Origin of the sequence: Lacticaseibacillus huelsenbergensis, from assembly GCF_029726355.1 — a bacterium.
Classification (GTDB): Bacteria; Bacillota; Bacilli; order Lactobacillales; family Lactobacillaceae; genus Lacticaseibacillus; species Lacticaseibacillus casei.
This window is the reverse complement of sequence record NZ_CP120687.1, coordinates 2,543,119-2,566,465: the sequence shown is the minus strand read 5'-3', so window position 1 is coordinate 2,566,465 and position 23,347 is coordinate 2,543,119. Positions and strand designations below refer to the sequence as shown.

20 protein-coding genes are annotated in these 23,347 nt (G+C 48.4%); 5 read left to right on the top strand and 15 right to left on the bottom strand.

The genetic code is table 11. The features are described from left to right. Positions 1 to 12: 12 nt before the first annotated feature. The 3 genes from def to LHUE1_RS11860 form a co-directional block, all read right to left on the bottom strand. Complete coding sequence (gene def, locus LHUE1_RS11870) at positions 13 to 567, bottom strand: peptide deformylase (RefSeq protein WP_010488607.1); 555 nt, start codon at positions 565 to 567, stop codon at positions 13 to 15. Between the two features lie 234 nt (positions 568 to 801). After that, positions 802 to 2,781, bottom strand: a complete 1,980-nt coding sequence (locus tag LHUE1_RS11865) for a glycoside hydrolase family 127 protein (RefSeq protein WP_206541220.1) — start codon at positions 2,779 to 2,781, stop codon at positions 802 to 804. Between the two features lie 389 nt (positions 2,782 to 3,170). Continuing rightward, the gene (locus tag LHUE1_RS11860) at positions 3,171 to 3,620 is read right to left on the bottom strand and encodes a hypothetical protein (protein WP_087913252.1); all 450 of its coding nucleotides are present in this window, start codon (positions 3,618 to 3,620) and stop codon (positions 3,171 to 3,173) included. A gap of 544 nt (positions 3,621 to 4,164) precedes the next feature. On the opposite strand from LHUE1_RS11860, the gene LHUE1_RS11855 reads away from it, so the two are divergent. The 3 genes from LHUE1_RS11855 (at position 4,165) to LHUE1_RS11845 (ending at position 7,184) form a co-directional block, all read left to right on the top strand. Continuing rightward, a complete protein-coding gene (locus LHUE1_RS11855) occupies positions 4,165 to 4,377 on the top strand; it encodes a DNA-dependent RNA polymerase subunit epsilon (RefSeq protein ID WP_010488611.1) in 213 nt (70 codons plus the stop codon). A 4-nt stretch (positions 4,378 to 4,381) separates the two neighbouring features. Continuing rightward, positions 4,382 to 6,064, top strand: a complete 1,683-nt coding sequence (gene rnjA, locus LHUE1_RS11850) for a ribonuclease J1 (protein ID WP_047106055.1) — start codon at positions 4,382 to 4,384, stop codon at positions 6,062 to 6,064. Positions 6,065 to 6,233: 169 nt separating this feature from the next. Then, entirely contained in the window at positions 6,234 to 7,184 is a 951-nt protein-coding gene (locus LHUE1_RS11845; protein WP_025012977.1) for a diacylglycerol/lipid kinase family protein, read from the top strand. Between the two features lie 127 nt (positions 7,185 to 7,311). On the opposite strand, the gene LHUE1_RS11840 is transcribed toward LHUE1_RS11845, so the two are convergent. From LHUE1_RS11840 to LHUE1_RS11790, 11 genes are all read right to left on the bottom strand, one after another. Then, entirely contained in the window at positions 7,312 to 8,529 is a 1,218-nt protein-coding gene (locus LHUE1_RS11840; RefSeq protein ID WP_025012978.1) for a GNAT family N-acetyltransferase, read from the bottom strand. Positions 8,530 to 8,535: 6 nt separating this feature from the next. Beyond that, the gene (gene recD2 / locus LHUE1_RS11835; RefSeq protein ID WP_049169735.1) at positions 8,536 to 11,004 is read right to left on the bottom strand and encodes an SF1B family DNA helicase RecD2; all 2,469 of its coding nucleotides are present in this window, start codon (positions 11,002 to 11,004) and stop codon (positions 8,536 to 8,538) included. Next, a complete protein-coding gene (locus LHUE1_RS11830; RefSeq protein WP_049169734.1) occupies positions 10,991 to 11,659 on the bottom strand; it encodes a tetratricopeptide repeat protein in 669 nt (222 codons plus the stop codon). The genes recD2 and LHUE1_RS11830 overlap by 14 nt, the downstream gene beginning before the upstream one ends. Before the next feature lie 42 nt (positions 11,660 to 11,701). Then, on the bottom strand, positions 11,702 to 12,364 hold the full coding sequence (locus LHUE1_RS11825) for a histidine phosphatase family protein (RefSeq protein WP_049169733.1): 663 nt from the start codon (positions 12,362 to 12,364) through the stop codon (positions 11,702 to 11,704). A gap of 208 nt (positions 12,365 to 12,572) precedes the next feature. After that, entirely contained in the window at positions 12,573 to 13,706 is a 1,134-nt protein-coding gene (gene mnmA, locus LHUE1_RS11820) for a tRNA 2-thiouridine(34) synthase MnmA (protein WP_049169732.1), read from the bottom strand. A 192-nt stretch (positions 13,707 to 13,898) separates the two neighbouring features. Further along, the gene (locus LHUE1_RS11815) at positions 13,899 to 16,169 is read right to left on the bottom strand and encodes an ATP-binding cassette domain-containing protein (protein ID WP_049169731.1); all 2,271 of its coding nucleotides are present in this window, start codon (positions 16,167 to 16,169) and stop codon (positions 13,899 to 13,901) included. A gap of 205 nt (positions 16,170 to 16,374) precedes the next feature. Next, on the bottom strand, positions 16,375 to 16,716 hold the full coding sequence (locus LHUE1_RS11810; protein WP_010488627.1) for a DUF1831 domain-containing protein: 342 nt from the start codon (positions 16,714 to 16,716) through the stop codon (positions 16,375 to 16,377). Between the two features lie 59 nt (positions 16,717 to 16,775). Beyond that, on the bottom strand, positions 16,776 to 17,939 hold the full coding sequence (locus LHUE1_RS11805; RefSeq protein WP_277848234.1) for a cysteine desulfurase family protein: 1,164 nt from the start codon (positions 17,937 to 17,939) through the stop codon (positions 16,776 to 16,778). A 14-nt stretch (positions 17,940 to 17,953) separates the two neighbouring features. Then, entirely contained in the window at positions 17,954 to 18,664 is a 711-nt protein-coding gene (locus LHUE1_RS11800) for a 5'-methylthioadenosine/adenosylhomocysteine nucleosidase (protein WP_010488631.1), read from the bottom strand. A 66-nt stretch (positions 18,665 to 18,730) separates the two neighbouring features. Continuing rightward, positions 18,731 to 18,991 (bottom strand): hypothetical protein, encoded by a 261-nt coding sequence (locus tag LHUE1_RS11795; RefSeq protein WP_010488633.1) that lies wholly within the window; start codon positions 18,989 to 18,991, stop codon positions 18,731 to 18,733. Beyond that, on the bottom strand, positions 18,978 to 19,523 hold the full coding sequence (locus tag LHUE1_RS11790; RefSeq protein WP_049169729.1) for an NUDIX domain-containing protein: 546 nt from the start codon (positions 19,521 to 19,523) through the stop codon (positions 18,978 to 18,980). Before LHUE1_RS11790 ends, LHUE1_RS11795 begins: the two co-directional genes overlap by 14 nt. Positions 19,524 to 19,760: 237 nt before the next feature. Between LHUE1_RS11790 and LHUE1_RS11785 the strand changes: the two genes are divergently transcribed. Both LHUE1_RS11785 and LHUE1_RS11780 read left to right on the top strand, forming a co-directional pair. Further along, complete coding sequence (locus LHUE1_RS11785) at positions 19,761 to 20,423, top strand: 5-bromo-4-chloroindolyl phosphate hydrolysis family protein (RefSeq protein ID WP_049169728.1); 663 nt, start codon at positions 19,761 to 19,763, stop codon at positions 20,421 to 20,423. Beyond that, on the top strand, positions 20,420 to 21,622 hold the full coding sequence (locus LHUE1_RS11780; protein WP_049169727.1) for a toxic anion resistance protein: 1,203 nt from the start codon (positions 20,420 to 20,422) through the stop codon (positions 21,620 to 21,622). Before LHUE1_RS11785 ends, LHUE1_RS11780 begins: the two co-directional genes overlap by 4 nt. A 114-nt stretch (positions 21,623 to 21,736) precedes the next feature. Here the strand turns inward: LHUE1_RS11780 and LHUE1_RS11775 are convergent, their stop codons facing one another. Continuing rightward, positions 21,737 to 23,173 carry an MFS transporter gene (locus LHUE1_RS11775; protein ID WP_049169726.1) on the bottom strand — a complete coding sequence of 479 codons (1,437 nt, stop codon included), beginning with the start codon at positions 23,171 to 23,173 and terminating at the stop codon, positions 21,737 to 21,739. Between the last annotated feature and the right edge of the window lie 174 nt (positions 23,174 to 23,347).

Genomic DNA, 23,347 nt, shown 5'->3' with positions numbered 1-23,347 from the left:
AATTCAGCTGTTTTAATGAATCAAAACAGCATTTGGATCGATTGAGAAGGGATGTTCCTTATTGATGTGGTCGTAAAACAAAACACCATTCAAGTGGTCAATCTCGTGCTGACACACAATGGCAGGATAGTTCTTAAGGCGGACTTTTTTATGTTCTCCGGCCTCGTTTTGATAAGCAATCGTGATGCGATCGGCGCGTACGACATAACCGGGAATATCTTTATCAACAGACAAGCAGCCTTCACCTTCAGCAAGAGCAGCGTGCTGTACGCTGTTGCTGATGATCCGCGGATTGATCAAAACTTCCTTGAAAAGGATTTCGTTATTTTCTCCGGGCACGAGAACCGCAGCCATCGCTTTGCTCTGGCCGACTTGCGGTGCTGCCAAACCAACGCCGGGGCGCAAATGGTATTTTTCGTTTTGCTCTTCATCTTGACTAATCACCAGATAGGCCATCATGTCGTGAGCCAATTTTTTGTCTTCATCAGAAAGAGGAAACGTTACTGGCTTAGCTCTTTCACGCAAAACTTTAGCGCCGTCACGAGTGATATCCTTCATTAAATACAAGATCCGTACCTCCGTTCATTTCTTTTACTAGATTAGCACACCGCTGCAAGTGTGAAAAGCAAAGCATGAAAGAACCCTTAGAAATCGGAGCATAAGTGACCCCAGGCAATTATTGCCGTCCCCCACGTTCCAGTTAGTTTTGGTAAGCATTTGAAATGTTGATTGTGTTACAGCAAAATTACACCTCACCCAGCCAACCAGAGGAACCAAATCATTAGGTATCGCGAATCACCCTTACATCTGGTGCACCCAGACCATCATTTCTCCTGGGGTTCGATTCGCCCATGCAAAGTACGGGATGAAAGTAAGCTGCTTCTTATGTGTCAGCGTGGTTGCTGGTGTACCGTAGAGGTTGCCAATCGGCGTGGCGGCGTCCGTGTGCAGGGCCGTCGTGGTAATCTTCACTATCGGCACCGCAAAGGTTTGATCATCGGGGGTGACGGTGAACGCCGGGGTTACCGGCAGGGTATTGGCCTGGAGCTGACAGCCATTATCTGCTTGTTCTAGCGTGTAGACCACCGGCCCGCGCTGGATGGCAGTTTTGCCCACATCGTCCTTAACTCGGGGGTCGGCGTGGACCATTTGCACGCTCATGTCTAGCGTGACTGCGATCTGCGTTGTACCCGACCAATTTCTCTTAATCCTCAGGTAGCCTTGATCCAGTTCCACAGCCAGCGGTTGACCATTGACGGTCACCGCGTAATGATCACGACTCCAAGCAGGAATTCGAATTGCCACAGTCGTTTTCACCGTTTTCTTTGCCGTGATGGCAAACTGCACATTACCAGACCAGGGAAAATTACCGGTCTGCTCAATGGTTAGCCCGTTATCGAAAGTGGTCTCATTGCCGATGAACTGATCCGCATAAATAGCATCCTCCGTCACGGTGTAGATGTACTGATCTACCGACGCCACCAGTCGGGCGAGGTTCGGCGGGCAGCAAGCGCAGCCAAACCAAGCGGCACGCTGCACTTTAACATGGGACTTCATGGGATCTTCCTTGCTGGCCTTGGGATCCACTTCCAAAGGATTCACATAGAAGAAATGCTTTCCATCCAGGGACATGCCCGAAATCGTACCATTGTATAGTTCCCGCTCCAACACATCACCATAATCGGCATCCTGGTAAGTATCCCGCATCTGCTTAGCAAAGAAGGACATCGCACAAGAAGCACAGGTCTCGGCATAGGCTGTGTCGTTGGGCAAATCGTAATCGAAGGTGAAGGCTTCGCCCTTGGGTGCAGACGAGCCCACGCCGCCGGTAATATACATCTGCCGGCGGGTAACGTCCTTCCATAGACGCTGGCTGGCAGCAAAGAGACTTTCATCCCCGGTCTGCCGAGCCACGTGGGCCATACCGGTGAGCAGATAGACCATCCGGACGGCGTGGCCCTCCACACTGGTCATTTCTCGAACAGGCACGTCATTTTGGAAGTAAGATGGTTCTGGATCCGACTGGCTGGCATCGCTATAGTAGGGGTCCTCAATCTTCTTAGCTTGAACGTTCTTAAGCTGTTCCTCGAAGAAATTATTAGGCCGGGTGCCTCGCTGGTCGATCATGTACTTTGCCACCCGGGTGTACTTGACGTCGCCGGTTTCGTCGGCCAGTTTGGCCAGCGCCAACTCAATTTCCGGGTGCCCGGGATAACCGTGCATCTTTTTATCTTCGGGTCCAAAGTTGGCATCGATGCAGTCACCCATTTTCTTGGCGATGTCCAATGCCTTCCGATAATGTGTCGTCTGATAGTAGGCAACCCCGGCTTCAATGTAATGGCCCATGACGTACAGCTCATGGCTCAGGGACACGTGGGTAAATTTATGCTCCGGCGCTTCAATCTGAATGTATGTGTCTAGATACCCATCCGGCTCCTGAGCCTGGCTAATGATGTCGATGACGTTGTTGGCGATACCTTCTAATCTCTTGTCCGGTGCATATCGAAGAGTATACGCCACGGCTTCCAACCATTTGTAGACGTCGGAATCTTGGAACCAGAAACCATAAAAGTGTCCCTTGGCCAAACCGGCAGCGATTTTTAGGTTCTCGACAGCATGGCTCTTTTTCACGGCGTCGTATGCCCCAGCGTTTTCTTTCTCAATTGTGATGGCCTTGTCGTCGTTAATGACTGACCACTGGTAAGGAATCAGCTTGTCTTTGACGATGGTCCTGTACTTGGTCCAGAACGGATCTGTGACTTTGATGTTCTCGATTTTCATATGTACATTTCCTCCTATAATTTCAACACATCTGTACATCTTGTACGACAAAGGCAGTATTCAAAAAAAGCGCTTAATTTTCTGTACGCTTAATGGCCATGTTGTTGTTCCCATTTTCTCTGGTTCGTGTTGTTACTTATTATCTTAGTGCGGAACCCGCTCGATGTTAAAAAGTATAATGGCGTTAAAGAAGAACCGATCCAAGACTATTTTTCAGCCTTGAATCGGTTCCTTTCATTTTTGAAGTTTCTGGGGAGTTGGAAATTTTACCTTCGCACATGCTTTCTTTTAGCTATAAGTTATGGTCCAGCCTTTTAACCGCTTGGTCCCTGCAAAGGATGATTTTCGCAACAACAATGACTGTGTACTGCACCTTCTACATCATTCTCTCACGCCACGCGATTGACATCACGGACATACTCAATGGTTGCTTGGTTGGTGATGAACGCGACATCGACATGCAATTGGCCGTCCAATACAAAAAAATCGGTAATCACAAAAGGCGGCAATGCAGGATCCGAACTTGCAATGTCCAATTCTTCGGCTGCGTTCTGCAAAGCTTTTTCAAGGGGCTGCTGTTTGAGGGTTTTTGTTTGCAACGGTAATTGATATGAAAATGCCATGATGCCATGTCCCCATATGTCTGCCATCGGTTTTGACACCAACGGCTTAGCGACGGGAAAGTTCAGTGTCTGTAAAGCTGCCGCCATTGTTTGATCTGTTAATCGTTGGCTGTGATGGAGTAATATTTGAATGGCTTTGTTGCGCCGCCAGCGTTTCCTAAATGCTAAGAGAATTGCCACGACAACCAGTAACAGGACGACTAAAAACCATGCTATGACGTCCACCCCCTTCTAGAGAACACTTTTGTTTCTTCTATCATTATTATACCTAAAACCAGTCGCAACTCGCTAATCCGACAAAAACATTTGGCAGTCATCGCCGTTAATCTAAAATTCTGAAAAGTGCTGACTCATTTTTTAACTCGCAATCGTGAGTGTTAACGCGGAAGTTGACGTGTAAAAGTGGTAATGGTAATCGCTAAAATCCGCTACGCACCGTCCAATCCTGCTGTTCAACATGTAACTGCCCTCTTCAAAATGCGTTCTCTGTTCATTCCTTCTTGATTATGCTAAACTATTGCTAGCTGTTGTATTCACAACAAATCGATCGGTCATAAAGGTTTTAGGAGTTGTGGCAAGAAATGAACCACAGCAAGGGTGCTTTGTTGCCATTTTGCGGTTCAAGCGGTGCGAAATATCGGCCATTTCAAGGAGATCGACCATGTTTTTTTATGGTTCGTTATCTCGGTGGTGTGTCCCTTTTTTCGGAAGCCATTTTGTCACACTTCCTTTCTTTTTGTACCACGGAAGGAGTCCAATCATGATCTACAAAGTCTTATATCAAAAAGACAAGGTCCAAAATCCGCGGCGGGAAACAACCCAGACGCTTTACCTCGAGGCGCCATCTGCGGTTGAAGCGCGTGCACTTGTAGAAGCGAACACGCCTTACAACATTGAATTTATCCAGGAACTCTCCGGAAATTTCCTGGAGTATGAGGAAAAGTCAGCCAACTTTAAGCTGACCACCTTCTAATCATATGAAATTAAATATTAAAAATAACGAAACCGCTGTCTTTGCTGTCGGCGGTTTAGGTGAAATCGGGAAGAACATGTACGGGGTTCAATTCCAAGATGAAATCATCGTCATCGATGCGGGGATCAAATTTCCTGAAGATGATCTGCTTGGGATTGATTATGTCATTTCCGATTATTCCTATTTAGTTCAGAACAAAGACAAGATCAAGGCTTTGGTCATTACCCATGGCCACGAAGATCATATCGGCGGTATTCCCTACTTCCTTAAGCAGGTTCCAAACGTCCCGATTTATGCTGGGCCGTTAGCAGCTGCCTTGATTCGCGGCAAGCTGGAGGAACACGGCTTGTTACGCACAACAAAGCTGACGGAGATCAATGAAGACACCGTTTTAAAGTTTAAAAAACTGAGTGTTGAATTTTTCCGCACCACCCACAGTATCCCGGATACATTGGGTATTGCCGTCCACACGCCACAGGGAATTGTCATTCAGACCGGTGACTTTAAGTTTGATCTGACGCCGGTTGGTGACCAACCTTCACCGAATTTTCAAAAAATGTGTCGTTTCGCCGAAGAAGGCGTCCTAGTCTTAATGTCTGATTCGACCAATGCCGAGATCCCGACGTTTACCAAATCAGAGCGCTTTGTCGGTAAGTCGATTCGCCATATTTTTGATCGAATTGATGGGCGCATTATCTTCGCGACATTTGCGTCCAACATCTCGCGAATTGCCCAGGCTGCTGATGCCGCCATGGCACATGGCCGCAAGATTGCGGTCTTTGGCCGTTCGATGGAAACCGCGATGGTCAATGGCCGTGAGCTAGGTTATCTGAACATCCCGGACGATGTTTTAATTGACGCCCACCAGTTGAATTCACTGCCTGCCGATAAGGTTATGATTCTGTGCACGGGTTCGCAAGGTGAACCAATGGCTGCGTTGAGCCGGATTGCGAATGGTACCCATCGCCAAATCAGCATTCAGCCCGGTGACACGGTAATCTTCTCCAGTAATCCGATTCCGGGCAACACAGTCAGCGTTAACCACGTGATTAACCAGCTGAGCGAAGCCGGTGCCGAAGTGATTCATGGCAAAGTCAACAACGTCCATACTTCCGGCCACGGTGGTCAAGAAGATCAGAAATTGATGTTGCGCCTGATCAAACCGAAATTCTTCATGGCCTGCCATGGTGAATATCGGATGCAAAAGATTCACTGTGAACTTGCCCAACAATGCGGGGTTCCGGAAAAGAATTGCTTCATCATGGAAAATGGTGACGTATTGGCGCTCACGGAAAAAAGTGCGCGGATCGCGGGCCACTTCCCTGCTGGCGACGTTTACATCGATGGCAGCGGCGTTGGCGACATCGGCAATGCGGTTATCCGCGATCGCCGCATGTTGTCAGAAGAAGGTTTGGTCGTCGTAGTCGCAACCATCAACATGCAGAAGCAAGCTGTTTTGGCTGGCCCGGATTTGCTCTCACGCGGGTTCATCTACATGCGTGAATCAGGTGAATTAATCAACCAAGCACAACGGCGGGTTTATCGCACGATCAAATCCACTTTTTCCAATAATGAAAAAGTAACCGAGGCAAGTTTAAAAGACGCGATTATCAGTAACTTGCAGGAATTTCTGTTCGATAAAACCGAACGACATCCAGTTATTTTGCCGATGTTGATTTTACTTTAAAGCCGACTTGTCAAAAACAATCGTTGTTCAAAATGTCGATCATGGCCGTACTGCCGCATTGTTGCCGGCAGTACGGTATTTTTTTTGGCTTCTGGAGAGGACGTCATTGCATTGTTTTTCTTCAGTTTTTCGGTATAATTGATTGCGTGTCTGATTAGGAGGAAAGTTGATGGCGGCTGTTTTTTATTATCTTATCTATAACCCGGCGGCTGGTGGCGGTGCGGCCATCCCGATTTTTAAACAGGTTAAGGCCGTCTTGGATCAGCGCCAGTTGCCTTACGCGATCAAAACCTCGCGTTATCCTGGCCATACCAACGTTATTACCAAACAGATCGGTAACTTCAACACGCATGAACATCCGGTTTTGTTGGTGATCGGCGGCGATGGCACGTTGAATCAGGCTATCAATGGATTAATCGGCACTCGTCAACATGATATCCCGGTTGCCTATGTACCAGCCGGATCGGGCAATGACTTCGCGCGGGGCATCGGTATGTCAGAGGACCCGATGCATGCGCTAGAACAGATTCTGCAAGCCTCTAAACCGGTTACAATTGATATCGGTCGCTACCACGAACGAACTCGCGATGAATCCGGTTATTTTGTCAACAATATCGGCATTGGGTTTGATGCAGCCGTCGTCAATGCCGCCAATCACAGCGACAGTAAGCAACTGTTAAACAAATTCCACCTCGGCAAGTTAACCTACTTATTCCATGTTCTCGGCATGTTACTGACCCGCCGCCCTTTTCCAGTGGCAGTTTATGAAAAAGGTGTCCGCCATTTTTTTCACCATGCTTATATTTGTACCACCACGAATATTCCTTACTTCGGCGGCGGCATCCGGCTTTACAAACCCGCCGATCCGACTGATGGCCAGTTAGACCTAGTGATCGTGGAATGGTTCAATATCGTCTCCTGGGCCTTGGCGATGCTACAATTGCTGCGCGGCAAAACACCGACCAGCAAAGCCGTTCACCTTTTTCATGCGAATAAACTAACGGTCGAGACCAGCTCCCTGGAATTCGGCCAGATGGATGGTGAAGAGATGGGAACGCGACCATTTGAAATAGACTTTTCGGTAGCCAGCCAACGCTTTTGGATTGACCGCAGTATTTAAATGAATGACAAAAAGGCACCGCAGTTTGTGAAATTTCACAAACTGCGGTGCCTTTTCACGCTATTCAGTGTTCGTATTGATCAGCGTGCGCTAAACCGGTTACTTAAATTGTGCTACCAAAATCCAATCAGAAATAATCCGAAAAGTAAGGCTCTTCCATTGGCACGGCATTTTCCAACAATTTAATGGCGTGTTTACTTGCCGAAAGCCGTTCGATTTGAGCCAAATAAGAAGGCCGCCGATAACTCATGAGCATGGTTGTCAGTGTCTGAATGTCAGTCGTAATGGCTTCACCAACCGGCCGATCGGTAATGTGCACCTGCTGATTTTCATCCCAATAAACCCCAAAGGTGCCGTTGTTCCATGGCGCTAACGGATCACTCACAATAAAGTGGAATGGTTCCGTTGTCTCGGTTGCAAACGGGTATTGTGCCAAGAAGGCTTTGACATCCACAATCCGCGCCATGAAGTAAGGTTTAATGGTTTGATAGATATCCCCGTCATCCAAGAGAAAATGCAACGGCTCATTTTTGTAAATGTTGCCTTTAACATGCGTCACCATCGAAAAATGGGCACTGATGAAGTTCCACAACCCGACGCGGGCTTCCTGATTGGTGTAGATCATTTCCTTCACATGAAAAACTTCGTCCGCAATCCAATACAGAACATAGCCTTGAGGTTGATCGTCGGCATCATAGTACACACCTGCAGTCCGTTCTTCTTCATTTTCCCAGCGCCAGTACTCGTCCCAGTTTAACTGGTTGCGGATCATGGCACCGTGATTTTTCATGGCGAAACGGTTGTATGTCTCAATCACGTCAGGATCATCAATTTCCAAACGTTCAACGTGGCCAGGAACATTAACCTGTTTCGGCAGCTGGGTATCTTTGACGTCAAACGTGAGATGATCCGACATGATCTCCCAGCCTTTTTTGCGATAAAACGGAATGCTGTAGGGATACAGATACGAAATCCATTGTTTGTGGCTGCGCATATGCTCCAAGCCCAACTTAACTAAATCGTGCATCAGTCCATGACCCGCGTATTCCGGATAAGTCCCGACGCCGGTTAGTCCGGCCATTTGATACAACGTCCCATGAATGTTCACCGTGCAAGGATAAATAGCAAGCGAGCTAACAAGCTCATCTTTATGGAACCACCCCAGCACATCTGATTTTTCCAAAACCGGACGCTTGGCCCGCTCCAACTCGCCTTCTTCATAGCCGGATTGTTCTAAGTCTTTTTGCGTAACCTGAAACACATAAGTCAAAAGATCATTGAACTGCTCAAGATCCTTAGGCGTCACTGGCTTAATGACCAGTGACTTGCGTATGTTGTCCTCCATACAAAATTAATTCTCCTTCGTCATAAACATTTGCGGGGTTATACCATCCATTCCAATCATCGGATCAATTTTCTGTGAGGCTGCTAATGCCGGCGTTAACTGGTGCGGCGCCGTTTTGGCAGGCCTAACTTCATTATCCGAGTCGGAACCATTTGTGTCAATTTGCGTGGGTTCTTGCGGCAACGCTGGTTGTGGTACCGTAGCTTCTTCGACAGCCGTTTGCGATCCTTCGATGTCAAACACCTGCTGCAACCGCTGAACCAACCCAGTATGCCGATTCACTGCCACTTCACCAACCGCCGTTTCAAAAGCTGCAAGTTCACCCACCAAAATCAGAAATGACTTTGCTCGGGTAATGGCGGTATAAAGCAAGTTTCGCCGCAACATTCGCCGACTTTGCAAGGTTAGCGGCAAAATCACCATCGGGAATTCGCTCCCTTGAGCTTTGTGGATCGACGTCGCATAGGCCAGCGTGATTTTGCTAAAATCGCTACGCTTATACGTGATCTCATTGCCGTCAAAGTCAATCGTCAGCTCATCGGTTTTGCTGGGTGCTTCTTTGGCTAACGTGATCCCGACAATCTGGCCGATTTCGCCATTAAACACATTCTGGTTAGGATCATTGACCAGCTGCAGGATTTTATCACCGATTCGATACTCGGTGTCGCCAAAATGAACGGTTTTGGTCCGCGCGCTGCGTTTAGGATTCAAAATATTCTGCAACATTGGGTTGAGGCGATCAATTCCCGCGGTTCCGCGATACATTGGTGCTAACACCTGAATGTCGGCGATCGAAAATTGCTTGACGGCCGCCCGCTTCACAACTTGACCTACGACCTCCGGCACTTGGTTGGGCGCGCATGCCAAAAAACTGCGATCCACTTGTGGTTGCGTGAAATCGTCAGGAAGTTTGCCGGCGTTCACCGCATGGGCTAACGGAATGATCGAACTATCGGCGTCTTGGCGATGAATATGGGTTAATGCGGCTTGGGGCAATGCACCGCTGCGTAAAAGATCCGCAAAAACCTGTCCCGGACCGACGCTAGGAAGCTGATCCTTATCTCCCACTAGCACAATCTGCATGCCAGGATGAAGCGCGGTCAACAGCGTGCGAAATAAATACGTATCGACCATCGACATTTCGTCAATAATCAACAGCCCGTCCGGCAGATCATTAGGCGCAAAATCCTGCGTATCCACACCTAGTCCCAATAACCGATGAATGGTACTGGCCGGTAATTGCGTCGTCTCGCTAATTCGCTTAGCTGCACGGCCAGTCGGCGCTGCCAGCATGATTGGAAATGGATCATCCGAGTTATACTGATTGGCATCTAACGAAAGATCATGTAGTCGCGCATAAGTGCGGACGATCCCATCTGTCACGGTCGTTTTTCCGGTACCAGGACCGCCCGTCAATAGAAAAATCGGGGATCGCAACGCCGTCACAATTGCTTTTTTTTGGACATCATCGTAGGCAATGCCGGTGTCTGCCTGTACTTCGGCTAACGTTTTTTCAATATCTGGCAGCTCAGGTTCTTCAGCCTTCGCGCCTGCTTCGGCTAATCCCTTCAACTGACGAGCAATCTGCCACTCCGAATCATAGAGCCGTTTAGGAAAGATCCGTTTGTCCTCAGCGACCAGCTCATTATCTTTAGCAAGGGTCACAATGGCCTGACCAACGTCATCTGGCTTAACGGCAATATTCCGTGCCCGCTCTAACAAATCAAGTGTCTGGGTAACGAGCGTGCGCAGTTCGACAAAAGTGTCCCCTTCGCCATCGGTCAGGCGTTGCAACGTGTCCATGACGGCTCCGCCGAGACGCAATTGCGAATCCGGTGCGATATTCAATTTGGCGGCAATTTGATCCGCACGGGTAAACCCGATGCCGGCAATATCATTGATGAGTTGATATGGATTTTGCTTAATCACTTCAAGCGCGTCATTTTGGTATTGCTGATAAATCCGCCCCGCCATGTTACTGGTGAAGCCGTAATCATTCAGTCCGATGATGACGCGTTCCATGCCTTGATTCGTCTTAAGATTGTCAACCAGCATTTTTCGCTTTGCAGCGGTGATGCCAAGTCCTTCAAGCGATGCCGGATCATCGAGAATCTGATTAATCGCATCTACCCCAAGCTTACCAATGATCTTCTCGGCAGTTTTTGGCCCGATACCCGGAAACTTATCCGAACTGAGGTAATTGATCAAACCGGTTTTGTTGGTTGGCTGATCAACATGATAATTATCTGCTTGAAACTGTTGACCATACTTGGGATGGTCGATTACGTGACCGGTAAACGTGTAAGTTTCGTCTTCTTTGATATCACCAAACGTGCCGGTCACGACAATGTCCGGCTCGGTCCAGGTGATCGTCGTGGCGGTAATGTCAATCAGGAGAATTTTAAAAAAATTCGTCGGATTCTGAAAGAAAATGCTTTTGACCCGGCCGGTGACACTATCCTCATGCCTGTCCATCGTGACCCTCCTGCAGCTTTAAAAACCGGTTGATGTCGGCGACCGCGCTGGCCTTTTGATCATAGCCCTTTGGATCGAGTCGCTTGGCTTCATCCAGATAATGACTACCATCTTTGCCAGCGGCACTTAACGCCATGCCATAAGTAAACAGAATTTGCGGTTGTTTGGCGTCAAGCAATGGCTTCAAAATGTCCGCTGCCGCGTCAAATGCCTGCGCTGCCAACAACAAATCAGCTGCAAGCAAAGCCGCGTCGGTTTGTTTAGGTGCCAATTCGTGGGCGGTGAGAGCAAATGCGAGGGCTTTTTTGGTTTGACCTGCCTGTTGATAACTCAACGCCAACATGTAAGTGGCATCGTTTTTGAGGTGCTTGTCCTTGCGACATTTGGCAAACCAGGCTGCTGCGGCTGGATAATCCGCCTGTGCATAGGCAAATAAGCCGGCTGTATATTGGAGTTCAATATCAGTCGGGAAAAGGTTGCGCGCTTTGGCGAGCAGTTCACCCGCCTGGTCCAAGGCCTTCAAGCTGATGAGCATTGTTGCCAACATGGCATAGCGCTTAGGATCTTTCGGCGCAGCATCAATGGCTTTGACGGCTGCACGTATGGCCTCTTCGTGTTTTCCTTGATTAAATGCGGTTAAAATATCTGAATCCATAACAACCTCTTTACTCATATCGTGGTCATGCTGTCCCAAAAATCAAATGGTGTCGGTTGGTTTTGGGGGTTCCGGTAAAAAGCCGGTCTCGTTCCAGTCGATTAATTTAAACGGCAGGCTTGGTCCATCTGCCTGTAAAATCGTCACGCTGCTGTTTGTAAGGCCACCGTCTTTGCGAATCTCGGCTAATGGCGTCCCCAGCAAGCTCTGAATGACTGCAGCCAACGCGGCGCCATGACTGACGTACAACAAATTAGCCTCACCGCTCCGATCCATCGCAACTGTTGCAACGATGGCCGGAATGGCGCGATTGATCAGCTGGGAAAACGACTCGCCATGAATTTTTCGCGGGTCATAAGCAGCCGGTTCATGGCGAAAAGCATGGAGCTCTGCCGGAAAATGCTTGGCAACATCACTGAACGTCATGCCTTCCATTTTTCCTAGGTTAAATTCCCGCAACGCTGGCATAACCGTTAACGGAATTGTTTCATCCAAATCTTTGATTAAAGTCTGCGCCGTCACCCGCGCACGTTTAAGCGGACTCACATAGGCGTGGGCAAAATGCATACCACGCAAATAGTCGGCCAATGCCTTGATTTGCTCAAAACTTTCCGGAAGCAACGGGGAGTCCCCATTTGCGCCTTGATAACGTCCTTGATTATTCCATTCGGTTTTGCCATGGCGTACAAAATATAATTTGGTCACAAGCCGCTCTCCTTTTACGTCTTAACCTTTTCATTATCAGTATTTTCGCCATAAATATCAAGCACACTCAGGGATGGATCAAAACTGACAAGTGGTACCTATAACGCTTTCGCCGGCGCAGGAGTCGGCTCACGCTCAAAAAAAATCAGCCCTAGAGACGACAAGCATCTCCAAGGCTGAAGCTTTTGTAATCGGTCATTATTTGTTACTAAACGTACTGTAACTCATTCGTGTGGGCATAAGCTGCATCAATGGTGCCGCCGCCTAAGCACTCGTCGCCGTCATAAAAGACAACGGCCTGACCGGGAGTGATGGCACGAACCGGCTCGTCAAAATCAACCGTGGCTGTACCGTCCGCATGATAGTGAATCGTAACGCCCGTGTCACGCTGACGATAGCGGAACTTTGCTGTCATGTGGGTGCCTTCTGCAGGCGCCTCTCCGGTTGTCCAGTTAAGGTTTGACGCACTGAGACTCGTGGCCATCAAGGCAGGATTATCAAAACCTTGGCCCACGTAAAGGATATTCTTGTCTAAATCTTTGCCAACAACAAACCAAGGCTCAGAATTTTGCGAATTGCCGCCGATGCCAAGGCCTTGACGCTGACCGATCGTATAATACATCAGCCCGTCATGGGTGCCCATCTCGACACCATCAACGGTCATCATTTTACCGGGCTGCGCTGGCAGATAGGTACTTAGAAACTGCTTGAAGTTCCGCTCACCGATAAAGCAAATACCGGTCGAATCCTTCTTTTTCGCTGTAGCAAGTCCCGCAGCAGCCGCAATCTTACGTACTTCCGGCTTCTGCAGGTGGCCAATCGGAAACATCGACTTCTTAAGCTGATCCTGGGAAAGCTGACTCAAGAAATATGTCTGGTCTTTATTACCATCAGCCCCACGCAACATGTGAGTCACGCCATCCTCATCGGTCTTCACTTGCGCATAATGGCCCATCGCAATGTAGTCCGCATTTAACTGCTCAGCATAGTCCAAAAATGCCTTGAACTTAATTTCCTTGTTGCACATAACATCGGGATTCGGTGTCCGGCCGGCTTTATATTCGTCTAGGAAATACTGAAAAACCCGGTCCCAGTACTCTTTTTCGAAATTGATCGAGTAATAAGGGATCCCGATTTCACTTGCTACCTTAGCAACGTCCTCGTAATCCGTGGTCGCCGTACAAACACCATTTTCATCGGTGTCGTCCCAATTTTTCATGAAGACACCGACAACATCATATCCCTGTTGCTTCAGCAAAAGCGCCGTGACACTGGAGTCAACGCCGCCAGACATGCCGACAACAACCCGGGTGTTGGAATTGTCCAAAACAATCACCATCATTTCATCAGATTCTGGAGATATCCGATTTGAAGGTCGAATTCCAGTAAGTGTTATTATAGCAGGCCACAAAAAGATAGCAAGCACAGCTCTGTACAAGCCTTTTCCGACTTTTGGGTTAAAGTGGACCAAGTTTTTTAAATCGACTAGACGTGCTGTGACGGTTAAGCGGCGCCGATTACCCTGCTTCTGGCATTATGCCCGCCGTTCCGGGGCTTCGTTATATTGTCGCAATGCCTGGCCGGTTCGGGATTGCTTGACCTGCATGCTAGCTTCCGGGGTTCCGGCGTATAAAATCCGCCCACCATAAATGCCGGCATCAGGACCCATATCAATTAACCAATCGGCCTGACTGATGACTTGCAGATTGTGTTCGACAATGATCAGTGAATTTCCGGCGTCCACCAAATCGTCAAACAAGCGCAACAATTTGGTGATGTCCTGTAAGTGGAGGCCGGCTGTCGGTTCATCTAGTAGGTAAACTTCGCCCGTGCGATTTAATTCAACCGCCAGCTTGAGACGCTGCTTTTCCCCACCTGACAACGTGGTCAGCGGCTGGCCGAGTGTTAAGTAATCAAGCCCCACCCGCGCCATATTCCGTAGCGGCTTGGCAATCTCACTTGTTTCAGCGAAAAAGGTTTGCGCCTTAGCAATCGGCATTTGTAACACGTCGGCAATATTTTGCCCGTGATAGGTGTAACTCAGTGCCTGATCGTTATAACGCCGCCCGTGGCACTGTTCGCAGACGGAGACAACCGGATCCATGAAGGCCATGTTCGTGATCGTCACCCCTTTACCTTTGCAGCGTGGGCAAGCGCCGCTGCCGTTGTAGCTAAACCAACTGCTGCCTACATGGTTCGCGTGGGCAAAAACTTTGCGAATCGGGTCCAGAATTTTCAGGTAAGTTGCCGGCGTTGAGCGAATGTTGGCACCGATGTCGGCCTGTGCCAGGTCAATATATGGCACCGTCAAATGATCGCGTAATGCGCTGACCAGCGTACTTTTACCTGAGCCAGCAACTCCGGAAATCACGGTTTCGATGCCCAAGGGAATGACGGCATGGACATCTTTCAAGTTGTGCCGCTTAATGTGAGGCAGATCAAGCGTCGTCTTGGCTGGCCGCGGTTGACGAAACGTCAGTCGCTGTTTAAGCAGACGGCCAGTCAACGCTTGGCTAGCCAGCAACTGTGGATAAGTGCCGGTGAACGTGATATGGCCACCGGTTGTGCCGGCACCGGGACCGACTTCGACAATGTAATCACCTAATGCAATTAACGCCGGATTGTGTTCGACAATCAAAATCGTATTACCTTTTTGCTTTAACCGCACCAGTGCCCGCTTAATCAATTCGATGTCATGCGGATGGAGGCCGACGCTTGGCTCATCAAGAATATAAACCATGTCGACCAAGGCGCTGGTCAGAAACTTAGCGATTTTGATGCGCTGGGTCTCGCCACCTGAAAGTGTTTCTGTCGGCCGATCCAACGAAAGGTAACCTAACCCGATATCAATTAAAGCATCGATTTTCCGCAACAGTTCGCGAATCACATCTTGCGCCAATGGGACCTGAATTTTCTTCAAAAACTCCCGCACATTGACCAGATCCATTTTTAATACCTGCGCAATGTTGGTCTGATTGATGAGGCAGGTCAACACTTCCGGACGCAGGCGGGTGCCATGGCATGCAGGACAGGGCTTGCGCGTCACGATTTCGGCAAGTGCCGCTTTGTGGTGCTCCGCTTCTTTTTTGCCAATAATCGATCGCTTGATGCGCGGCACAACCCCTTCATACAGAGCCGTTCGCGGCCACTTGGCAGGTGCATGCTCGAGTGTCTGTTGCGGCGCGTACAGCAATAGTTTCATTTCTTCCGGCGTATAATCCCGCAACGGCTTATCATTGTCAAACAGCCCACTATAGGCATAGCGCCGCCACCGCCAAGTATCGGGCCCAAAACTGACGAACGTGATGGCGCCTTCGTTTAACGATTTGTTCGGATCGATCAACTTTTTAACATCAATATCATCGACATAGCCGAGTCCCTGACACGTTTGGCACATCCCCTGCGGTAGATTGAATGAAAAAGTGTCCGAATAGCCGATAAAGGGTTTGCCGATTCGGGAAAACAGCAGCCGTAAAAGTGAATAAATCCCGGTATAGGTAGCTAGGGTTGACCGGGCATTTTTCCCGATTCGTTTTTGCTCGACCACGATGGCGACAGGCAAATGGTCAATTGAGCCCACATCAGGTTGGCCATACTTGGGCAGATATTGCTGGGTAAAGCTGGGAAAGGTTTCATTGAGTTCCCGCCGCGATTCAGCCGCGATGGTATCAAAGACCAACGACGACTTGCCTGACCCAGAACGGCCGACGAAAACGGAAATCGCGTACTTTGGAACTTTAATATTCACATGTTGCAGATTATTCTGATTGGCGTTATGCACTTCGATAAAACCGTGCTCGAACATCCAGCGTCCCCCTAACCATTCGTGTGCTTGCTGACGCGCGTTCACCACAACGCGCCGGCTTACGCTAAAAAATTCTTAATAATACCAGCTTAGCACTTTTACTTTTCAAGTATGACCCCATCACGGCGAATCAATCGTTCATGCTCAAAGAAAAAAGCAGCAATCTCCTCACACACAAGAAGATTACTGCTAGTTTCAAACCCGATTACTTAGGCTCAATAACGCCGCGTTCAATTAAATTGTTAACCCAGTACTGATACTGTTCAACATTTTCTTTGGTGCGGTCGTTTTTAAAAATGTTAATCGCCTTTAAGCCGTTCCCAGTGGTTACATCAAGTTGAAACTTGTCCAAGTTCTTAGCTACCGTCATTTTCAGCTTATTCGCCGTCGTATACGGTGAGTTAGGATCCAGAGACCGTTGCAACTGAAAATTGCCATTCTTGGTCTGAACAAAGCCAAGATCAATCAACGTGAACCGTTTCAACTCTGAACCAATTCGATAAGTCTTAGGATCGCCTTGCGCAGATCCTGTGGGTGCTAATGCCATTGTGAAACATCCTCCTCATGAACACGCTTTACTATCATTAAGTTTAGCATATCATGAGGCTACTGTGCGGCTTGTTTAACGGTCAGCCGTTGGACAATCGGCAACAGCGTATCAATGAAGGCCTGAATGTCTTCCTGAGTGGTTTGTGCCCCAAATGAAAGGCGAATCGATTCACCTAACCGCGGGCTGTCCGCACCAAACATTGCGGTCAAGACATGTGATGGCTCCAGCGACCCAGCCGTGCAGGCAGATCCGCCTGAAACAGCCACACCAGCCAAATCGAGGTTGGTTTGTAAGGCATAGGTGGAAATGCCCTTCAGCCACAAGTTGAAGACGTGATTAACGTTATCAGGTCTGATGTCGCCATTAATTGCGTAAGGAATATCGGCATCATCTAAGGCGTTCATGATTTGTTTCTTGAAGCCAAGATATTTGGTCTGGCGCTTTGCCTTTTCTTCAGAAGTGATCAGCTCAACGGCCGTTGCAAAACCGGCAATACCGGCAATGTTTTCGGTGCCTGCACGGCGTTTGAGTTCCTGCTCGCCGCCTTTTAGCAACGATGGAAATTGCACTTTGGGATCGCGATATAAGAAGCCGATCCCCTTTGGTCCGTTGATTTTGTGCGCGGACACACTCAACATATCAATGTGCTGGGTTTTGACATCAATATCCAGTAATCCATACGCTTGAGTGGCATCGGTGTGGAACCAGGCTTGATGATCCACCAGCCGTTCGCCGATTTCAGTGATTGGCATGCGGCTACCGACCTCGTTGTTGCCCATCATGATCGTGACCAGAATCGTGTCATCATCCAAGGCTGCGTCAAAATCCGCCAACAGAATCCGCCCATTTTCGTCAACCGGCAGATAGGTGACCCGAAAGCCCTCTTTTTCCAGGGCCTTCAGTGGCTGCAAGACTGAAGGATGTTCAATCGCAGTTGTAATGATGTGCTTCCCCAAAGCAGCGCGGGCATGCGCCGTCTGGGTAATGGCCGTATTGTTGCTTTCGGTGGCGCCACTGGTGATGACCATCTCGCCGGGCTGGGCATGAATTGAATCGGCCAGAATTTTTCGACTTTTGTCCATTACGGTATGTGCTTCCCGTCCAAACCAGTGAGTCGAGCTCGCGTTACCAAAGTCATGCTGCATTTGATCCGTCATCGTCTGAATAACTTCAGGTGCCATTGGCGTTGTTGCGGCATTATCAAGATAAATATGTTGCATAAAAAAATCAGCTCCTAATCATGCTGAGATGCCTGTAAATGGGCAAAGAACTGCAACAACATTGCGGCACTTTGCTCACCTGCTTTAATCACAAACTTGTCAAAATCAACCCCGGATTGCTCATCGGCCACGTCACTCATGGCGCGAATCACGACAAATGGGGTGTGGAACTCTTTGGCAACTTGGCCGACTGCCGCACCTTCCATTTCACTGGCAAGTGCCTGCGGATAGGTTTTCAAAATACGGGCAATAGCTTCTTTCCCGTTAATAAATTGGTCCCCTGATACAATCAAGCCTACTTTGGGCGTCAAACCAGTTGCCGCAGCCGCTGTTTGAATTTGCGTCACATAAGACATACCTGCTTCAAAAATCTGCGGCTGTTGCGGAAGTTGCCCCGGCAAGTAGCCAAAGGCCGTAGCATCCACATCATGATAAGCCACGCCACTGGAAATAACCACATCACCGATCGCCAGCCCGTGGCCAATCCCACCGGCACTACCGGTATTAATGACAACGTCAGGTTTATAAGTCGCCAACAGCAATGCCGCTGTCATCGCGGCTTGCACCTTGCCGATGCCGGATTGTACCAAAATCACATCGACATCGCCAATCTTGCCTTCAAAATAATGTTGACTGGCAATAACCGTCTCTTTTTGCTGGGTTTGCCGCGCCAACAACGTGCGAATTTCCTCTTCCATCGCACAAATCACACCGACTTTAATCAAAAAATCCCCTCGTTTTCTCTATTAATTATGACGCTATTTTTACGCCTCGTAGGTTCGATACATCCCTTAGCCAAAATAAAGAACCAAAAAGACAATCACAATCAACCCAAAGACAATGCCGATCGCCCAATTCAGCCGCTTCTTGAGGCTATTCACTTTACGAAATGTGATTTCATCAAAACGTGCCGCCTTAACCTCTGGCTTGTCGCGCGTCTGCCGGGCGTATTCTTTTTCCACTTCAACCCGTTTGGCTTCGCGATCACGAGCTTCTTGCTTCTTTTTCTTCTGGGCTTCACGGTAGGCTTTACGCGTGTTAACTTCTGCCATGCTGTTCCTCCTGCTGCTGCCAATAAAACAAGGCTAACAACGTCTTACTGTCACAAATTCGGCCATCATCGACTGCTTGTTGGGCTTCATCAAAGGTTAGCCAATGACTGTTCACAAATTCATCGGCATCTTGCGGCAGGCGCTGATCAGCGGGGGTCAATTCGCGAGCCAAAAAAAGTGCCATGGTCGCATCCGAAAAGCCAAGTGATTGAAAATAACTGGCAAGCGGCTGCCAATTCAACGCTTTTAAACCGGTTTCTTCATTTAATTCGCGTTGGGCAGCAGCCAGTGGCATCTCGCCTTGGTGGATCTTACCTGCTGGAATTTCCAGCGTTGCCTGGCCAACAGTTGACCGGAATTGACTGACAAACATGGCTTGGTGTCTTCTCAACGCCAAAATGCCCGCAGCCGGCTGTGCACGCACGATTTCCCGCTTAGCTGTCTGATCATCGGCCAGTTTAACCGTCAGTTCATCTACTGCTACCAATTCACCCGTAAATACCCGTTGTTGTGCAATCGGTTTTTCCTCCATCGCAGCCGCCTCCTCGTCCTATTTAGTCACAAGTACCAAGCCGTCAATCAACGAATCGTTAACCGACTCAAAACGTTGCCAAACACCACTTTTATGAAAGATCATGTCATCAGCTTACACCAGCAAACGATGCAATGCTTGATCTTAACAAAAAATTTGCGAATATCCAACTTCCGGCTGATAGTCAACCTATAGGACTGTGCTAAACTAAACTCAAACGAAAGAGGAAGTGATCTCGTGGCCACAAGCAAACGTATTCGCATTTGGCGAATCATACTCTGGGCCGCCATGGGTGCGGTATTAGGTGCCTTATCCGGGCGTTGGGCAATCGCTGTTTTTGTCGGCGTTGTGTTTGCCTTCGCTCGCTTTATCGGTGAACTAAGCCGACCGAAGCCAAAATCCACCAGTCTGCCAAGTTTGGATCCAAAAATGGCTGAACACTATGCGGCTTCCGGATTAAGTGATGAAGAAATCAAACTTTTTAGAAAGACCATGGCTGAACTTGCCGATCAAATTCGGACCATTGAAGCATTGACCAAAGAGGTGCCAAAGCTTCGTGCGCTCACACTTAATACCGATTTGATCGATTTGCTGCACGCTTATTTCGAGGCACTGGTGCAAGCTCCGCAGCGGCTGACAGACGCCGGCACCTTTGTCTATCAACAGGTCCCGAATCTGTTGGATCTAATGCAGAAATATGCCCAAATCACACACCATGAAGTCAAAACGGCTGACACCTACGAAACGTTAGATAAGGCCTTTGAAACGATGACCGGGATGGCGGGTAAGATCCGCACCGATTATCAAACCTTCATTAAAGATGACTTGGATGACCTGGATAGCGATGTCCGCCTTGCCAAGAAACATCTTGATCCTAATAAGATGCATGAAACGGAGTGACCAACGTGAGCGACGATAAACAAACAAATTTGACCGATGACCTATTAGCGGATCCCTTCAGCACCTCATCCGGCGCAAGCGATACCGCGCCCAAAATCTCCGAGGCAGCAACAGCCAAGCCGAAACTGACCCCGGAACAGGAAGCCAAAGCGCAGGACTTGGCCAGCAAAATTGATGTCACTAAAGGCGAAACTGTCTTAAACTACGGTGCCGATGCCCAAAAGCAGCTTGGGGTCTTCTCTCAAAACATGCTGACGAAGGTGCAAAGCCAAGACACCGGTGCCGTTGGTGACGCTTTAACCAGCCTGATGACGCGTCTAAATGAAGCCAATCCTGACGAACTCAAAGCAGAAAATAACAATATTTTCCGCAAAATTTTTGGCCGTGTCAAGCGATCTATTTATGAAATCACCGCAAAGTACCAAAAAATCGGTGCTCAAATCGACACGATTGCCAACCGGCTCGAAACATCACAACAGGGTTTGTTAAACGACAACAAGCTTTTAGACGAGCTTTATGACCAAAACAAGGCGTATTTTGATGCCTTGAATATTTACATTGAAGCGGCGAACCTGAAGCTGGCCGAATTAAATGATAAAACGATCCCTGAAGCAGCCAAGGCCGCCGAAGCAGCTAATGACCAAATGGCGATTCAGCAAGTCAACGATCTGCGGCAGTTCGCCAGCCGTTTGGAAAAACGGGCGTATGATCTGCAATTAGCGCGGCAAATTACCATTCAGCAAGCGCCGCAGATTCGCTTGATCCAAAACACCAATCAGGCGCTGGCAGAAAAAATCCAAGCCAGTGTCAACACTGCCATTCCTCTATGGAAAAACCAGGTGGCTATCGCCCTCACCCTTTTGCGTCAAAAAAATGCGGTCACCGCACAGCGTCAAGTTTCGGAAACAACCAACGATTTGCTGAAGAAGAACAGTGAGATGCTGAAGATCAGTTCGATTGAAACCGCCAAAGAAAATGAACGCGGCGTTGTCGATATCGAGACGCTGACGCAGACACAAAACGATCTGATCGATACCTTGAAACAGACTTTGCAAATTCAGCAAGATGGCCGCGTCAAGCGTCAGAATGCCGAAAAACAGCTTGTACAAATGGAAGGCGAACTTAAGCAACAATTGCTAAATTATACCCACGGCGATATGAATGGTCAAAATCCTAAAGACGTCACGCCGCATGTTTAACGAGCCTAAGCTTCCAGTTAAACTTTGAATAATGTCAAAAGCCCGCGATCTTCGTCATCGCGGACTTTTTTTGACTCACTTCCAGCGGATCCTCAGTGACGTCGCCTTCCCAGATTAAGCATCGGCAACATCACGAATTTGCCACATCCGATAACCTGTCAATGCCAAGGCTAAGAGGCACAAACCGGTCGCGACCCAAAAGGATACATGCATCCCTGCGATAAAGACATCAGGACGACCGTTTAAATAAGTCGTTACCTTCCGCCCGGCGGTGTGACTCATCGAGGAGAACAAAACTGTCGTCGCCGTCGAAATGCCGACAACCATACCTAAGTTACGGGCCAAAGCATTCAAGCCGCCTGCAATCCCGAGATCCTGCGGCGCGACACTCGACATCACGACCGTATTATTCGGCGCCTGGAACAGGCCATTACCAAACCCGACTAAGCCAATCATCAATGCCACGAAAACAAATGACGTCTGCAAATTGAATAACGCATAGCCGACTTGGCTGCCCACGATGAACAACAACCCCACCATGGTAATCCGGTAAGGTCCGATGCGATCGGCAATTGAACCAGCCACCGGCGCCACAATCACCTGGACAATCGGGAAAATCATCAGTAGATAGCCAGCTTTTTCCGGTGATAAGCCGCGCGCATTTTGTAAATAAAATGGCGAGATCACATTAAAGAAGAAGTTCGTCACAAAAATAAAGAAAGCCGATAACAAACTTAACGTAAACGCGCTATTCCGAAATAACTTAAAGCTGACTAACGGATCGGTTTTATGATTTTCAATCCGAACAAAGACAGCCAATGCGATCAAGGCGATGACGAACAGTGCAAGAATCACCGGATCTGTAAAGCCACGTTCCTGACCCAGGAAAATACCCATGAACAAGGTCAGAATAAACCCTAAAAAGCTAATGAAGCCTGACCAGTCAATCGGAACCCGCTTGCTGGGTAAATCCTTCGGTAAAACAATCGATCCGAGAATCAACGCCACAATGCCAATCGGAATATTGATCCAAAAAATGTAGCCCCACGGCAGTTGACCCAGAATCAACCCGCCAATCCCGGGTCCGGCAATTGCGCCAATAGAAACAAACGACCCAATGAGACCCAAGGCTCGCCCGCGTTCATTCATTGGAAAGATTTCGGTCACGATCCCGTTGTTATTAGCCATCGTCATGGATGCGCCCGTTGCCTGCACAATTCGTGCCGCCAACAACAACGCCAAACTATTGTTAAACCCGGCAAAAAGAGAACCGATGAGAAACAGCACCATCCCGATACGAAATACTTTGATCTTGCCAATCGAATCGCCTAATTTTCCGAAAAATAAAAGCAATCCACAGATCATCATCAGATAAATGGATACAACCCACTCGGCCTGATTCATCGGAATTTTCAAATCTCGACTCATCACCGGCAACGCAATATTGACAATAGACCCGTCCAGCGTCGACATGATGGTAAACATCCCGATGGCCGTGATGATCCACCACCGGTTTTTCTGGACTTTTTGGTTATCAATGTAATTTTTCACATTTTCCGCTCCTTCTAAAACGCCTAGCTGTACCATTATACGCCGAATCTTGTTACTTTTTCAAAGGAACCTACACCTTATTTACAAAAGCAAAACGCATTCTTTACATCAAAGTGGCGAAGTCTTTACACTCATTCTTTATCCTTAAGTTATTCAAGTATTGGAGGGAAAAGT

Bases quoted from the DNA above. Each gene is read 5' to 3' on its own strand.
- rnjA (WP_047106055.1), top strand. From the start codon at position 4,382: ATGAAATTAAATATTAAAAATAACGAAACCGCTGTCTTTGCTGTCGGC.
- LHUE1_RS11810 (WP_010488627.1), bottom strand. From the start codon at position 16,716: ATGGCATTAGCACCCACAGGATCTGCGCAAGGCGATCCTAAGACTTAT.
- LHUE1_RS11795 (WP_010488633.1), bottom strand. From the start codon at position 18,991: ATGGCAGAAGTTAACACGCGTAAAGCCTACCGTGAAGCCCAGAAGAAA.
- recD2 (WP_049169735.1), bottom strand. From the start codon at position 11,004: ATGGACAGGCATGAGGATAGTGTCACCGGCCGGGTCAAAAGCATTTTC.
- LHUE1_RS11840 (WP_025012978.1), bottom strand. From the start codon at position 8,529: ATGGAGGACAACATACGCAAGTCACTGGTCATTAAGCCAGTGACGCCT.
- LHUE1_RS11830 (WP_049169734.1), bottom strand. From the start codon at position 11,659: ATGGATTCAGATATTTTAACCGCATTTAATCAAGGAAAACACGAAGAG.
- mnmA (WP_049169732.1), bottom strand. From the start codon at position 13,706: ATGATGGTGATTGTTTTGGACAATTCCAACACCCGGGTTGTTGTCGGC.
- LHUE1_RS11845 (WP_025012977.1), top strand. From the start codon at position 6,234: ATGGCGGCTGTTTTTTATTATCTTATCTATAACCCGGCGGCTGGTGGC.
- LHUE1_RS11855 (WP_010488611.1), top strand. From the start codon at position 4,165: ATGATCTACAAAGTCTTATATCAAAAAGACAAGGTCCAAAATCCGCGG.
- LHUE1_RS11865 (WP_206541220.1), bottom strand. From the start codon at position 2,781: ATGAAAATCGAGAACATCAAAGTCACAGATCCGTTCTGGACCAAGTAC.
- LHUE1_RS11815 (WP_049169731.1), bottom strand. From the start codon at position 16,169: ATGTTCGAGCACGGTTTTATCGAAGTGCATAACGCCAATCAGAATAAT.
- LHUE1_RS11805 (WP_277848234.1), bottom strand. From the start codon at position 17,939: ATGCAACATATTTATCTTGATAATGCCGCAACAACGCCAATGGCACCT.
- LHUE1_RS11790 (WP_049169729.1), bottom strand. From the start codon at position 19,523: ATGGAGGAAAAACCGATTGCACAACAACGGGTATTTACGGGTGAATTG.